Genomic DNA, 13348 nt, shown 5'->3' with positions numbered 1-13348 from the left:
AAACGGATGGAAGGCGCTGGTTTACAGCGTCGCTGTTGGCCTTTGCCTGTGGGCCGTAACCATAGCGGGCTGCGTCTATATCGCCGGTTAACGCCGGCGTCTCACCTATCTGGTGGCGTATCGTTCCGGTTCACCTTTTAACCTACACAGTATAAAGCCCCGGCTCGATGCGCCACCAGGTGCGTGAGAAATCACAGGCCTGCTCAGTACCACTTCCCTTGACACATCCTTTGCCCCGCTCGTCGGGGCTCTTTTTTTCACATCAGCAAAGGCGCTGCCCTGCTCCAGTGTGCTGGAACCGTAGGGAAACCGAGCGCGTGCATCAACTCAGGCAGCGCCTTTGCCCATGTGAATTTCATTGAGAGGACATGTTATGCAAACCACCACCCAACGCTGTGAGCATTGCGGCCAGACACGCGATGTAGAGAAACAGTCCGTGAGCATCCAGCGCTATGAAGACGGCCGATATAAGTCCGTGAGAATGCTCGTCTGCGCCGATACCTGCGCGCCGGTGTACGTCGTCCGCCAGAACATCAGAACACTGCAGCGCCGCCTGCACACTCAGCAACGGAGGCCAACATGGTAAGCCTCAACGCTCGTATTCAGCACAAGCACGACCTGACCGGGGGCGATTTCGCCCCTAAGCGCCACCACGGCAAACACCTTTTCTACCTACTCATTTTTACCCTGTGCCTGCTGACTGCCGGCGCGGTATGGAGTTGATGCATGGCCAAAAACTCAACGGAAGCCTACGGCGCCAGCGGTAAAACCAACGTGTTGATGTTCGAGCCGGAAAATCTGCACCTGGTGTCTGATAAAACGCACCCGCTTTACGACGAACGCATCCACCTCCCTCTCCATGAACCGACTGTGCTTAGCATCATGAAGTTGGGGGTGCTGGAACCGATCATTATCTGGAAAGACCCAGAAACAGGCCGCTCATGCGTAGTTGAAGGTCGCCAGCGGGTTAAAAACACCCTCGAAGCAAATAAACGTCTGCGGGAAGAAGGCAAAAAACCTCTTCTGGTGCCGGCAGTGGTCAGGCGCGGATCGCCGTTTAGCGTTGCTGAAGTGATGATTAGTGCCAATGAAATCTTTCAGGCAGACACGCCACTTGGCCGCGCCAAGAAAATGGCTGATGCGCTTACGCGGGGCCACGACGAAAAAGATTTAGCGCTGATGTTTGGCGTCGGTGTGCAGACGATCCGCGCCACACTCGCCCTACTCGATGCCACTCAGGCCGTTAAAGATGCGGTTGAATCTGGCGACATTACCGTTACCCAGGCGCGCCTGCTGGCGAACCTCACACCCGACGAACAGCGCGAAAAAGTGAAAGAGGTTGAAGCGGCAACCGCCGGCACCAAAGGCCATGAAAAGGCACGCCGGCAGCGCCAGGTGATCGGTGATGCCAAACCCCGCATGAAGTCCCGAAAAGAAATCACAAAAGCCTTGGAAGGTGCGAGCGGTGATTACGCTCAGGCACTCCGCTGGGTGTTGGGAGACGACGAATGACAACCATCAAACGGTTTACCCCTGACTACAAAATGCATGCGGTTCGGTTTGAAGCTTTCGCGCGTGAAGCTGAGCATGGTGAATTAGTTCGGTTTGATGCCCACCAGCAGGTGGTGAGCGCGCTCGAGGCTGAGCGCGATGCGCTGGCTGTGGAACGCGATGCTGCACGAATTGCGCTGGCCTCAATATACAAGACCGTGACCGGAGAGCTTCCAGAGTGGAGCAACTGGCACGCTTACCTTGACGACATTGTTGAAGAGGTAGGCGCAGCACTTGCAGCTATCCAGGCGCAGGGAGTGGAGAAGTACGCATCAGACCTTGACCAAATCGCCTCAGAATCAAATCCGGCAGAACCAAAGCATACTGTCGCTTCCAGCTATGCGGATGACGCTCGCTCATTCGCTAAGAATCTGCGGGAGGCCAAATGAAAGAGCGCCCAGTGGCCTACTACAACGAAATCGATCCATACGCTGCAGAGTGGCTGCGCAACCTGATAGCCGCCGGCCATATCGCGCCAGGTGATGTTGATGAACGCTCGATCGAGGATGTGAAACCTGATGACCTACAACGAAATCGATCCATACGCTGCAGAGTGGCTGCGCAACCTGATAGCCGCCGGCCATATCGCGCCAGGTGATGTTGATGAACGCTCGATCGAGGATGTGAAACCTGATGACCTACGAAACTACACTCAATGCCATTTCTTCGCTGGAATCGGAGTCTGGTCATATGCCTTGCGCAACGCAGGATGGCCTGACGATAAACCCGTCTGGACAGGTTCTTGCCCGTGCCAGCCTTTCAGCGCGGCAGGCAAAGGCGATGGGTTTGCTGACGAGCGGCACCTGTGGCCACACTTCCATTGGCTCATTAGCGAGTACCGACCTAAGCACGTCTTTGGCGAGCAAGTTGCAAGCGGCAACGCAAATGCTTGGTTCGACCTTGTACAAGCTGACCTGGAAGCAATGGACTACGCCTTCGGGATTGTCCCGTTCCCGTCTGCGGGCGTCGGTTCTCCGCACATCCGTGACCGCGCATACTGGGTGGCCAACACCTACCACGAGGGACTGGAAGGACGGAAAAGAATGCCTGAATGTTCCACTGAACTCATTGCTGGGACGAGTGGCGTGGTTGACAGAATGGCCAGAGCCGAAGGCATTAGATGGGGAAAAGGCAGCAAGGCCTGCCTACGGAGCCAGAACCCAAGCCAGACTAATGGTTTCTGGCGAGATGCTGACTGGCTTTTCTGCAGGGATGGAAAGTGGCGGCCAGTTAGACCCGGCTCATTCCCGTTGGTTAATGGGATTACCGCAAGAGTGGGACGACTGCGCGCCTATGGCAATGCCATCAATGCGGAAGCTGCGCAAACCTTCATAAATGCATATATGGAGATCATCAATGGCGAAGACTAATGCAGAGCGTAAAGCAGCCCAACGGGAGCGCCAGCGACTGGCCGGTATTGTCCCTGTCGAAATCAAGCTAGATCAGCAAGAGGCTGAGATGTTACGAGAGAATTGTGCAGCTCGCCGGCCACAACGCGAACCATACGACCTGGATGAATACATCACCATGCTGATCAGGAAGGATAACGCCGAATTAAAAAAGCAGCTGTCGGCACGGAATAAACGGTGCTGCGGGAAATGCAAAGACAAACTACCTGGTGACCCAGCAGGTTGTTATTTCCTTGGTGATTCTGAGTGCTGGCAAACCTACGGATGGCATGAAACCAAATTAACAGCGTGTGACATGTCACGATTGAATTAATGCCCGAATGCGGCGGGTGATGTGTGGAGGTACTTGATGTTACAGATGTTGACACTTGAAGAATGGGCTGCGGAGCGATACCGCAGCAAACCGCCCTCTCTTAATACCTTGCGGCGTTGCGCTAAAGAGGGGCACTTCGCCCCGCCCGCACGTAAAGAAGGCAAGTTGTGGCGCGTGCGAGAAGATGCTGAGCTAGTTGGCCCACTCACCACTCCGATCATTAAGCACAACGATAATCCGAAGCTTCGAAGGATATTGAACGATGGCAGCCCGACCGCGTAAGAACAATGTTGATATTCCTAACCTGTATCCCCTATTTAGCCGCAAGGCCAATAAGGTCTACTGGCGATACCGTCATCCGGTTACAGGGAAGTACCATGCTCTTGGTGACAATGAGCAGGAAGCTCGTGAGATTGCGATAGAAGCTAATAGCCGACTAGCGGAGCAACGTAGCCGGCAGATCCTAGCACTTAGCGATCGAGTGGCACAAATTAAGGGTAAAGATATAACTGTCAGTACCTGGCTCGACCGCTACTGGAAAATACAGGAGGAACGCCTGAGCACCGGTGATATCAAGCCCAATACATTTAAACAAAAACGTAAACCTGTGGACCTTCTACGCCAAAAATGTGCAATGAAATCCTTGCCCGAGGTTGATGCCAGAGATATCGCTTCGTTGTTAGACGATTACACAGGCGCCGGACAGCCACGTATGGGCCAGGTTGTTCGCTCAGTGCTGATCGATGTGTTTAAAGAGGCTCAACATGTCGGTGAAGTTCCTCCTGGCTACAATCCCGCACTCGCAACGAAGCAACCACGCAGGAAGATTACCAGGCAGCGTTTGAATTTAGAGGAATGGCAGAAGATTTTCGACATTGCTGATAAACAGCATCGATACATGGGCAATGCGATGCTATTGGCTGTGGTTACAGGACAGCGTTTGGGTGATATTTCAGCAATGAAATTCAGCGATATTTGGGATGACCACTTACATGTTGTACAGGAGAAAACTGGTGCAAAATTGGCATTACCTCTTTCCCTTCGTTGCGATGCTTTGAACACTTGCTTACGTGAGGTCATCTCGCGTTGCCGAGATTATGCTGTCAGTAAGTTTCTTGTACATTACTTTCGTTCGACATCAATGGCCCAACGTGGTACCAAAGTGCCTGGCAATACATTGACAACCAACTTTAGCAAAGCCAGAGATAAAACTGATATTGATTGGGGTTCCGGCAACCCAGCAACCTTTCATGAGCAAAGATCGCTAGCTGAAAGACTTTATAGAAAACAAGGTGTCAATACAAAAAAGTTACTTGGTCATAAAAATCTCAACATGACAGAATATTACAATGATGATCGTGGAAAAAACTGGATAATAATAGAATAGCATTAACCTAGTGCAGCAATTAAATTGCTGCACTACATACTAAAATGACATTATTTTTTAAAAGACAAATCTTGCAACTTTAAATATAACTCATCAATCTGAGTCCACGGATTTAATATTTTCTCCTCAGCTACCCATGCTTTCAATGATTCAGAATTTTTAACTGCATTACTACCAAGATTTTTAATTTTCATATACAACCCCTCGTACCTTTCGTTATAATCTTGGATGTACATTTTTTTCAAGTGTTCTTTGCAGTTAATCGCTGCGGATTTTTTATTTTTGACAAATGTTCGTCTAAGGTTAACAAAATGCAGAAGAAACCAAACCTCAATACACGGATTAGAACGCAGAATTTTCGCAGTAGGGAATTTATCCCCAACCTCAGTCTTCTTACGGCGAGAAAAGGTATGCTCCCGTAGTTTTCTATCTGCGTCAGCAATTTGCCTACCAAATTCATCCGTATCGATCAAGCAATATATTAGTTCAAAAGTCTTGTCATTTTCATATAAATCAATTGCAGTTTGAACAACAGCCGTAGGATTAGAGTGCTTACCTGGCTCTATAACCACATCCATATTAGATATTTTTAAATCTTTCACCATATCCTTAAAATAGCTCGGTTCGGTGACAGTTCCTTCACAAACAATCAGCGTTTTTTTCCTTGCGCTTTTTATTGTTCTAGACTCCCTAGCTTTTAATGCTGGGGGTTTGAACAATTCAGCTTTAGCTTTAGACATATCCCTATCCTCAACCTAAAAACGGTACACCACCAAATCGTCCCGAGTTCCAACCTTTAATAATTGAATCTTCTTTTTTCGGTGAAAAATCACTTAGAGGATATAATTCCGTATCCAATTCAGAACTTTTCTCAAGGAACCAGATCTGATCCCTTCTTACAAGATCATCCGTATCTAATAACACAGTAGAATGAGTAGTTAAAATAATTTGATGGGTAGTTTTTTTATTTTTCACAATATTTTGAAAGATTTTCCTTACAAGATATGGATGTAGCGAGGTCTCAAACTCATCAAAAACAAGTACGTTTTTCTCTTGACTGAAAAAGTCCAAAAAGAAAGCTGAAATATCTATTAACTTCTTCGTTCCTGATGACAAATTATCATAATGAATTATGCTCTTTTTACCAGATCCTGTCGTTTGTTCTACGTGAACACTGTAACCTATGTCACTTAAGAATATTTTTTTAACTTCATCAGGAAGACTTTCAGGTATATCCATATCCAGTTTTTTTACAATCAGATCAGTAATAGAGAAATCGAATTCCTTCAAGAAATCCAATACATTACTTTTCACCTCATTATTATTTGATGCGATATCCTCCAAGAACATATTTCTTGAAGCACTACGAAATATATTATCATGTTTATTACAGGTGATACTTAAATTATTGGAGAACCAATTAACCACTGGTTTAATTTGTTCAACTTCGTATGCAGAAAGAATTGATAAAAACGGAGATCTCGGGCTAGCTTTCGCTTTATCAACAGCTACATCATAAGTTCTGCTATCTATATCAAGAGACGGACAATAATAAGTAAATGAATCCCTATCTTTTTCATTTAATCTCGTAAAGATAGTTTTTGCCCTAACTCCTTTTTTGGAGTAAGACCAAAGCGCCTCACGCTCAATTTTATCCTTTCCTACTGAAATGTGATAATTATACCGTTCTTCATTGTCGGCAATAAAAACAATATCAAACGTTGTAGGTCTCTCTTTAGCTTCATCATCGAATCTAAAAATTGGCAACTGCCTATTTGCAAAGCTATCTTGCTCTTCGTGTTTGCGGTTTGGTGAAGCAAAACCAAACAATACAAGAGACTGCAAATGATCCAATGCTTCAACTAAGCTCGATTTCCCTGCGCCATTTGCCCCGTAGATGATTGCTGACTTATTTACCAATAGATCATCGAAATTACTAGGGACCATAGTCGTATCCAAATGTTCTTTATACGATTTTTTTGCAAGCATCGATAAAGTTTGTAATGAGTTGAATACTTTGTAGTTATCTACGGAGAATTCAATCAGCATTTTCGCCTCCATTTTTTACGGAAAATCCGTTTTTTTCTTAGTTATAGATTACCAGCATAACCTATGCTCTGCAAATGGAGTAATCTGAATTGAAATTGTTCTATGGGTCATACAACCAATGTCGCTCATAAAAAATAATCAATTGATTTTTAAAGAAATAAATCAGCAACAAGCACTCTGCAAGCAGTATTATCCACATTAGCAATAATGGTAACATTTGGATAACATCACCTAACCAACCCTTCATCTATCACATTGTTTTGATAACTTGTTTTGATAAAACTTTGATAAAGGTTGCAATTTGAATAATAAAAACGGGAACCATCAGGTTCCCGTTATCATTCAACGCAAAAGACACTTACATGTGCTTAACGATGGCGTCGCCAAACTCTGAGCATTTCAGCAACTTAGCGCCTTCCATCAAGCGTTCGAAGTCGTAGGTCACGGTCTTGGCGGCAATTGCGCCTTCCATGCCCTTAACAATCAGGTCAGCCGCTTCGAACCAGCCCATGTGACGCAGCATCATCTCTGCAGACAGGATGATGGAGCCTGGGTTCACTTTGTCCTGGCCGGCGTACTTCGGCGCAGTACCGTGAGTCGCTTCGAACAGCGCGCAGTCGGAGCCGATGTTGGCGCCCGGCGCGATGCCGATGCCGCCGACCTGGGCCGCCAGGGCGTCGGAGATGTAGTCGCCGTTCAGGTTCATACAGGCGATTACGTCGTATTCCGCCGGGCGCAGCAGGATCTGCTGCAGGAAGGCGTCGGCGATCACGTCTTTAACCACGATCTCTTTGCCGGTGTTCGGGTTCTTGATCTTCAGCCATGGGCCGCCGTCGATCAGCTCGCCGCCGAACTCTTCGCGCGCCAGCTCATAGCCCCAATCCTTGAAGGCACCTTCGGTGAACTTCATGATGTTGCCTTTGTGAACCAGGGTCACGGAGTCACGGTCGTTGGTGATGGCGTATTCGATCGCCGCACGCACCAGACGCTTGGTCCCTTCTTCGGAGCATGGCTTCACGCCGATACCGCACTGCTCTGGGAAGCGGATTTTCTTCACGCCCATTTCGTCGCGCAGGAATTTGATCACTTTGTCCGCTTCGGCGGAGCCGGCTTTCCACTCGATGCCGGCGTAGATGTCTTCGGCGTTTTCGCGGAAGATCACCATGTCGGTCAGCTCAGGCTGTTTCACCGGGCTTGGGGTGCCCTGGTAGTAACGCACCGGGCGCAGGCACACGTACAGGTCCAGCTGCTGGCGCAGGGCCACGTTCAGAGAACGGATGCCGCCGCCGACCGGGGTGGTCAGGGGGCCTTTGATGGCGACGCGGTAGTCGCGGATCAGGTCCAGAGTTTCGTCCGGCAACCACACGTCTTTACCGTAAACGTGGGTAGATTTTTCGCCGGTGTAGATTTCCATCCAGGAGATTTTACGTTCGCCGTGGTAAGCCTTTTTAACGGCCGCATCAACCACGTGGATCATGGCAGGAGTCACGTCAACGCCGATGCCGTCGCCTTCGATGAACGGGATGATCGGGTTATGAGGAACAACCAGTTTACCCTGGGCGTCAACCGTGATTTTTTTACCTTCTGCCGGAACAACTACTTTGCTTTCCATCAACCTCTCCTTCAAGCGCAATTTTGTTAATGCTTTGTAAGATGCGTGTAGATACTACTTGAATATTCGGTCCGCGCCAATCCGAAACGGATTCGGTTATAATGCGCTTATCATCCGTAATCTCAACTGTTATGAAAAAATTCTCTGTTAGAAATCACAACGTTAAACGATTCAGCAAGCCGAATGCCGCCAAACCCGCCGCGCCGAAAGGGCCGCGCCGAATTGTGTTATTCAACAAGCCCTTCGACGTGTTGCCGCAGTTCACCGACGAAGCCGGCCGCGCCACGCTGAAAGCGTACATCCCCTTCCCCGACGTTTACGCCGCCGGGCGCCTGGATCGCGACAGCGAAGGGCTGCTGGTGCTGACCAACGACGGCCAGCTGCAGGCGCAGCTCACCCAGCCGGGGAAGCGCACCAGCAAAATCTATTATGTGCAGGTCGAGGGCGCGCCGCAGGAGAGCGATCTGGCGCCATTGCGCAGCGGCGTCACGCTGAAAGACGGCCCCACGCTGCCCGCCGGGGTGGAGCTGGTGGCCGAGCCGCAGTGGCTGTGGCCGCGCAACCCACCGATCCGCGAACGTAAATCCATCCCCACCAGCTGGCTGAAAATCACCCTGTATGAAGGGCGAAACCGCCAGGTGCGTCGCATGACGGCGCATATCGGGTTCCCTACCCTGCGCCTGATTCGCTACAGTATGGGTAATCTTTCGCTGGGTTCACTGCAGCCTGGTGAATGGAAAAGCATCGATTCCCTGTAGACCGATAACTGATGGAGGCGCCATGAAATACACGCCGATCGCGCTGCTGCTCGCCGCTCTGGCGGCCCCGTTCGCCACCCAGGCCGCCAGCTTCGACTGCGCCAAGGCGGCAAACCGCGATGAGCAAGCCATCTGCGCCAACCGCACGCTGAACGATCTGGACGTGCAAATGGCCACCAAATACCAATTCCTGCGCGGCCTGTTCGCCATGGGCGCGCGCGGCGCGATGCAGGACAGCCAGCAGGCCTGGCTGACAAAACGCCAGCGGTGCGGCGGCGATACCGCCTGCCTGCTGCAAAGCTACCGCACCCGCATCGCCGAGCTGGACGACATCTACCGGCGTATCGACAAACCGCTGTAAGGAAAGGAGAGCGCATGTTCAAACCGCACGTCACCGTGGCCTGCGTAGTGCACGCCGCCGGCAAATTTTTGGTGGTCGAAGAGACCATCAACGGCAAAGCGCTGTGGAATCAGCCGGCCGGCCACCTGGAGGCCGACGAGACGCTGGTGCAGGCTGCCGAGCGCGAGCTGTGGGAAGAGACCGGCATCCGCGCCACGCCGCAGGCGTTCCTGCGCCTGCACCAGTGGATCGCGCCGGATCGCACGCCGTTCCTGCGTTTTTGCTTCGTTATCGAGCTGGAGCAGCCGCTGCCGACCGAGCCGCACGACAGCGACATCGATCGCTGCCTGTGGCTGAGCGCCGACGAGATTCTGCAGGCGCCCAACCTGCGTTCCGCGCTGGTGGCGGAGAGCATTCGCAGCTACCAGCAGCCGGAGCGCTACCCGCTGTCGCTGATCGGCAGCTTCGCCTGGCCGTTTTAAGGGCGCCGGGCAGCACAAGATGAACAGTGCGCCGGCGCGGCCAACGTGGTAAAATCCTGCGCTTGTTTTTATCAGCACGGTTCGTGTTCAAGTTCGTGAGATCCCCATGTCAGACAACAGCCAGAAAAAAGTAATCGTCGGTATGTCCGGCGGCGTCGACTCTTCCGTTACCGCCTATCTGTTACAGCAACAGGGCTATCAGGTCGCTGGGCTGTTCATGAAGAACTGGGAAGAAGACGACGACGAAGAGTACTGCTCCGCCGCGACCGATCTGGCCGACGCGCAAGCGGTCTGCGACAAGCTGGGCATCGAACTGCACACGGTGAACTTTGCGGCGGAATACTGGGACAACGTGTTTGAGCTGTTCCTGGAAGAGTACAAGGCCGGCCGCACGCCGAACCCGGACATCCTGTGCAATAAAGAGATCAAATTCAAAGCCTTCCTGGAGTTCGCCGCCGAAGATCTGGGGGCCGATTTTATCGCCACCGGCCACTACGTGCGCCGCCAGGACGTGGACGGCAAGAGCCGCCTGCTGCGCGGCGTCGACGGCAACAAAGATCAGAGCTACTTCCTCTACACCCTGAGCCACGAGCAGGTGGCGCAAAGCCTGTTCCCGGTCGGGGAGCTCGAGAAGCCGGAGGTGCGCCGCATCGCCGAGCAGCTGGAGCTGGTCACCGCCAAGAAGAAAGATTCTACCGGCATCTGCTTTATCGGCGAGCGCAAGTTCCGCGACTTCCTCGGCCGCTACCTGCCGGCCCAGCCGGGCCCGATCGTCAGCGTTGACGGCCAGACCGTCGGCGAACACCAGGGCCTGATGTATCACACCCTGGGCCAGCGCAAAGGGCTGGGCATCGGCGGCATGAAAGACAGCAGCGAAGATCCGTGGTACGTGGTCGATAAAGACGTGGCCAACAACGTGCTGGTGGTCGCGCAGGGGCACGATCATCCGCGCCTGATGTCCATCGGCCTTATCGCGCAGCAGCTGCACTGGGTGGATCGCCTGCCGCTGAGCGGCCCGTTCCGCTGCACGGTGAAGACCCGCTATCGCCAGCAGGATATCCCTTGCACCGTGACCCCGCTCGACGATGAACGCATCGAAGTGCGTTTCGACGAGCCGGTCTCCGCCGTCACCCCCGGCCAGTCGGCGGTGTTCTACCAGGGCGAAATCTGCCTCGGCGGCGGCATCATCGAACAGCGCCTGGCGTAACTACCCGGCAAAAGAAAAACGCTGCGTTTACCGCAGCGTTTTTTTTATTCAGAACTCCACCTGCGCCCCCAGCTCGATCACCCGGTTTGGCGGGATTTCGAACAGGTCCGGCGCCCGTAGCGCGTTGCGCTGCAACAGCTGGAACACCTTGCCGCGAATGCGCAAATACCAGGGCCGCTTGCCCAGCACCAGCGTATCGCGCGACATGAAGAACGAGGTCTCGTTCATGGTGAAGCTCATCCCTTCCAGCCCACAACGGTACAGAATGTCCGTCACGTTGGGCGTTTCGCGCCAGCCGTAGCTCGCCACCACCCGCCAAAAGCTCGCCGACAGCTGTTCGATCGCCACCCGCTGCACGTTGTGCACGTACGGCATGTCGGTGGTGACGATGGTCAGCAGCACCACGCGCTCATGCAGCACCTTGTTGTGCTTCAGGTTGTGCAACAGCACCAGCGGCACCGCGTGCGGCGTGCGCTCCATAAACACGGCGGTGCCCGGCACCCGCTTCGGTGGCGCCTTCTCCAGCGACTCGATCAGCGCGGTCAGCCCCTCCTGATTGTCGCGCAGCCTGCGGATCAGGCGCGAACGTTCGGTCTTCCAGGTCAGCATGATCAGCAGAATGGTCAGCCCGAGCGCCACCGGCAGCCAGCCGCCGGTCGCCAGCTTAATCAGGTTGGCGCCGAACAGCGGCACGTCGATGCACAACATGACAACCAGCATCAGCCCGCCCAGATAGCGCGGCCAACCCCAGTTTTTCACCGCCACGATGCTCAGCAAAATCGACGACAGCAGCATAGTGCCGGTCACCACGATGCCGTAAGCCGAGGCGAGGTTGCTGGAGTGTTTGAAGCTGATAATCACGATCAGTACCGCCGCGAACAGCAGCCAGTTCACCACCGGAATGTAAATCTGCCCGGACTCCTGATCGGAGGTATAAATGATGCGCATCGGCGGCAGGTAGCCCAGCCGCACCGCCTGACGCGTCAGCGAGAACACGCCGGAGATCACCGCCTGCGAGGCGATGACCGTCGCCAGCGTGGCGATCACCAGCAACGGGATCAGCGCCCAGGTCGGCGCCAGCAGGAAGAACGGGTTGTTGATCGCCGCCGGGTTGGCCAGCAGCAGCGCCCCCTGGCCGAAGTAGTTCAGCACCAGCGACGGCGCCACCAGGGTAAACCACGCCAGGCGGATCGGTTTTTTACCGAAGTGGCCCATATCGGCGTACAGCGCTTCGGCGCCGGTCACCGACAGCACCACCATGCCCAGCGCAAAGAACGATACTGCCTTGTACTCGAGGAAAAAATTCACCGCCCAGTAAGGGTTCAACGCCCGCAGCACGCCGGGGTGATGCAAAATGCCGCCGATGCCCAGCAGCGCCAGCGTCAGGAACCAGATCACCATCGCCGGCGCGAACAGCTTGCCGACGCTGCCGGTGCCGTGTTTTTGGATCGCAAACAGCGCGGTCAGCACCAGCAGCGAGAGCGGCACGATAAAGCGGTCCAGCTCGGGGGCGATAATCTGCAGCCCCTCGATGGCCGAGAGCACCGAAATGGCCGGGGTGATCACCCCGTCGCCATAAAAGAAGCTACCGCCCACCAGCCCGATCAGCACCGCCGCCGGCACCCAGCGCGCATCCAGGTTGCGGATCGCCAGCGACATCAGCGTCAGGATCCCCCCCTCGCCGTCGTTGTCGGCGCGCATCACGAAACAAATGTATTTAATTGACACCACCAGCGTCAGCAGCCAGAAGATCAGCGACAGAAAGCCGTAGATCGAGGCCGGCGTCATGGTGATGCCCTCCTCTGCCGTCAGGCATTCGCGCAGGGTGTACAGCGGGCTGGTGCCGATATCGCCGTACACCACGCCGATGGCCGCCAGCGTCACCGCCGGCAGCGGCTGCTTGTTTTTTACGTGCATATAAAGGTCTTTATTTGAGGGCTCACGTTGGCAGTATAGATGCAGCCGCCGCACTTTATTTGCCGCCGCAACAATATGTTCGCGTCGCCACGCCGGCGATTTTCGCCGCCTATTTGCACAATTCTGCGCCGCACGGCGCCTCCGCCTCGTTACGGGCGTATTAGACGCTGGGTTTACCCTCGATTTTGTGGCATGATCCGCGGCATTCGTTGTCATCGTTGTTACAGCCACGCCCGATCGTTCCCGTTCGCGGCCGCCGCCGTTACCCTGGCGATACACGCAACCTTATGCAGTAAGCCATGTACCGTTCACCGCGTTTACAG

General features: G+C 53.4%; 15 protein-coding genes. 11 read left to right on the top strand and 4 right to left on the bottom strand.

The annotated features are described in order from the left end of the window. Positions 1–579: 579 nt before the first annotated feature. From EKL15_RS04375 to EKL15_RS04345, 7 genes are all read left to right on the top strand, one after another. Positions 580–723: a hypothetical protein gene (locus EKL15_RS04375; protein ID WP_197797532.1), complete on the top strand. Its 144-nt coding sequence runs from the start codon at positions 580–582 to the stop codon at positions 721–723. A 3-nt stretch (positions 724–726) separates the two neighbouring features. After that, the gene (locus tag EKL15_RS04370) at positions 727–1512 is read left to right on the top strand and encodes a hypothetical protein (protein WP_203088886.1); all 786 of its coding nucleotides are present in this window, start codon (positions 727–729) and stop codon (positions 1510–1512) included. Next, entirely contained in the window at positions 1509–1940 is a 432-nt protein-coding gene (locus tag EKL15_RS04365) for a hypothetical protein (protein WP_203088883.1), read from the top strand. Before EKL15_RS04370 ends, EKL15_RS04365 begins: the two co-directional genes overlap by 4 nt. A 129-nt stretch (positions 1941–2069) precedes the next feature. Then, complete coding sequence (locus EKL15_RS04360) at positions 2070–2921, top strand: DNA cytosine methyltransferase (RefSeq protein ID WP_203088881.1); 852 nt, start codon at positions 2070–2072, stop codon at positions 2919–2921. Then, on the top strand, positions 2908–3273 hold the full coding sequence (locus EKL15_RS04355) for a hypothetical protein (RefSeq protein WP_203088879.1): 366 nt from the start codon (positions 2908–2910) through the stop codon (positions 3271–3273). Before EKL15_RS04360 ends, EKL15_RS04355 begins: the two co-directional genes overlap by 14 nt. Positions 3274–3309: 36 nt before the next feature. Continuing rightward, on the top strand, positions 3310–3555 hold the full coding sequence (locus EKL15_RS04350) for an excisionase (RefSeq protein ID WP_203088877.1): 246 nt from the start codon (positions 3310–3312) through the stop codon (positions 3553–3555). After that, on the top strand, positions 3536–4660 hold the full coding sequence (locus EKL15_RS04345) for a phage integrase Arm DNA-binding domain-containing protein (protein ID WP_203088875.1): 1125 nt from the start codon (positions 3536–3538) through the stop codon (positions 4658–4660). The genes EKL15_RS04350 and EKL15_RS04345 overlap by 20 nt, the downstream gene beginning before the upstream one ends. Before the next feature lie 50 nt (positions 4661–4710). Here EKL15_RS04345 and EKL15_RS04340 read toward each other — a convergent pair whose 3' ends face one another. From EKL15_RS04340 to icd, 3 genes are all read right to left on the bottom strand, one after another. Beyond that, positions 4711–5400, bottom strand: a complete 690-nt coding sequence (locus tag EKL15_RS04340; RefSeq protein WP_203088873.1) for an RloB family protein — start codon at positions 5398–5400, stop codon at positions 4711–4713. A 10-nt stretch (positions 5401–5410) separates the two neighbouring features. Continuing rightward, positions 5411–6709 carry an ATP/GTP-binding protein gene (locus tag EKL15_RS04335; RefSeq protein ID WP_203088871.1) on the bottom strand — a complete coding sequence of 433 codons (1299 nt, stop codon included), beginning with the start codon at positions 6707–6709 and terminating at the stop codon, positions 5411–5413. A gap of 358 nt (positions 6710–7067) precedes the next feature. Further along, the gene (gene icd / locus EKL15_RS04330; protein ID WP_015377612.1) at positions 7068–8321 is read right to left on the bottom strand and encodes an NADP-dependent isocitrate dehydrogenase; all 1254 of its coding nucleotides are present in this window, start codon (positions 8319–8321) and stop codon (positions 7068–7070) included. A gap of 131 nt (positions 8322–8452) precedes the next feature. Here icd and rluE point away from each other — a divergent pair, with 131 nt between their 5' ends. From rluE to mnmA, 4 genes are all read left to right on the top strand, one after another. Beyond that, positions 8453–9079, top strand: coding sequence for a 23S rRNA pseudouridine(2457) synthase RluE (gene rluE, locus EKL15_RS04325; RefSeq protein WP_203088869.1), 627 nt, complete (start codon positions 8453–8455; stop codon positions 9077–9079). Positions 9080–9101: 22 nt separating this feature from the next. Beyond that, positions 9102–9440, top strand: a complete 339-nt coding sequence (locus tag EKL15_RS04320) for a lysozyme inhibitor LprI family protein (RefSeq protein ID WP_060440157.1) — start codon at positions 9102–9104, stop codon at positions 9438–9440. Positions 9441–9454: 14 nt separating this feature from the next. Beyond that, the gene (locus EKL15_RS04315; protein WP_060659631.1) at positions 9455–9901 is read left to right on the top strand and encodes an NUDIX hydrolase; all 447 of its coding nucleotides are present in this window, start codon (positions 9455–9457) and stop codon (positions 9899–9901) included. A 106-nt stretch (positions 9902–10007) separates the two neighbouring features. Next, positions 10008–11108, top strand: a complete 1101-nt coding sequence (gene mnmA / locus EKL15_RS04310) for a tRNA 2-thiouridine(34) synthase MnmA (protein ID WP_203088867.1) — start codon at positions 10008–10010, stop codon at positions 11106–11108. Between the two features lie 48 nt (positions 11109–11156). Here the strand turns inward: mnmA and kup are convergent, their stop codons facing one another. Beyond that, positions 11157–13025, bottom strand: coding sequence for a low affinity potassium transporter Kup (kup, locus tag EKL15_RS04305; protein ID WP_159317925.1), 1869 nt, complete (start codon positions 13023–13025; stop codon positions 11157–11159). Between the last annotated feature and the right edge of the window lie 323 nt (positions 13026–13348).

The sequence above is a fragment of the Serratia sp. 4542 genome, assembly GCF_016805595.1.
Lineage (GTDB): Bacteria > Pseudomonadota > Gammaproteobacteria > Enterobacterales > Enterobacteriaceae > Serratia > Serratia nevei.
Note: the sequence above shows the minus strand (reverse complement) of the source record. Positions and strands in the feature narration are given on the sequence as shown.

Excerpts from the sequence above, each read along its gene's own strand:
- EKL15_RS04375 (WP_197797532.1), top strand. The coding sequence starts at position 580 with ATGGTAAGCCTCAACGCTCGTATTCAGCACAAGCACGACCTGACCGGG.
- EKL15_RS04370 (WP_203088886.1), top strand. The coding sequence starts at position 727 with ATGGCCAAAAACTCAACGGAAGCCTACGGCGCCAGCGGTAAAACCAAC.
- EKL15_RS04365 (WP_203088883.1), top strand. The coding sequence starts at position 1,509 with ATGACAACCATCAAACGGTTTACCCCTGACTACAAAATGCATGCGGTT.
- EKL15_RS04360 (WP_203088881.1), top strand. The coding sequence starts at position 2,070 with ATGACCTACAACGAAATCGATCCATACGCTGCAGAGTGGCTGCGCAAC.
- EKL15_RS04355 (WP_203088879.1), top strand. The coding sequence starts at position 2,908 with ATGGCGAAGACTAATGCAGAGCGTAAAGCAGCCCAACGGGAGCGCCAG.
- EKL15_RS04350 (WP_203088877.1), top strand. The coding sequence starts at position 3,310 with ATGTTACAGATGTTGACACTTGAAGAATGGGCTGCGGAGCGATACCGC.
- EKL15_RS04345 (WP_203088875.1), top strand. The coding sequence starts at position 3,536 with ATGGCAGCCCGACCGCGTAAGAACAATGTTGATATTCCTAACCTGTAT.
- EKL15_RS04340 (WP_203088873.1), bottom strand. The coding sequence starts at position 5,400 with ATGTCTAAAGCTAAAGCTGAATTGTTCAAACCCCCAGCATTAAAAGCT.
- EKL15_RS04335 (WP_203088871.1), bottom strand. The coding sequence starts at position 6,709 with ATGCTGATTGAATTCTCCGTAGATAACTACAAAGTATTCAACTCATTA.
- icd (WP_015377612.1), bottom strand. The coding sequence starts at position 8,321 with ATGGAAAGCAAAGTAGTTGTTCCGGCAGAAGGTAAAAAAATCACGGTT.
- rluE (WP_203088869.1), top strand. The coding sequence starts at position 8,453 with ATGAAAAAATTCTCTGTTAGAAATCACAACGTTAAACGATTCAGCAAG.
- EKL15_RS04320 (WP_060440157.1), top strand. The coding sequence starts at position 9,102 with ATGAAATACACGCCGATCGCGCTGCTGCTCGCCGCTCTGGCGGCCCCG.
- EKL15_RS04315 (WP_060659631.1), top strand. The coding sequence starts at position 9,455 with ATGTTCAAACCGCACGTCACCGTGGCCTGCGTAGTGCACGCCGCCGGC.
- mnmA (WP_203088867.1), top strand. The coding sequence starts at position 10,008 with ATGTCAGACAACAGCCAGAAAAAAGTAATCGTCGGTATGTCCGGCGGC.
- kup (WP_159317925.1), bottom strand. The coding sequence starts at position 13,025 with ATGCACGTAAAAAACAAGCAGCCGCTGCCGGCGGTGACGCTGGCGGCC.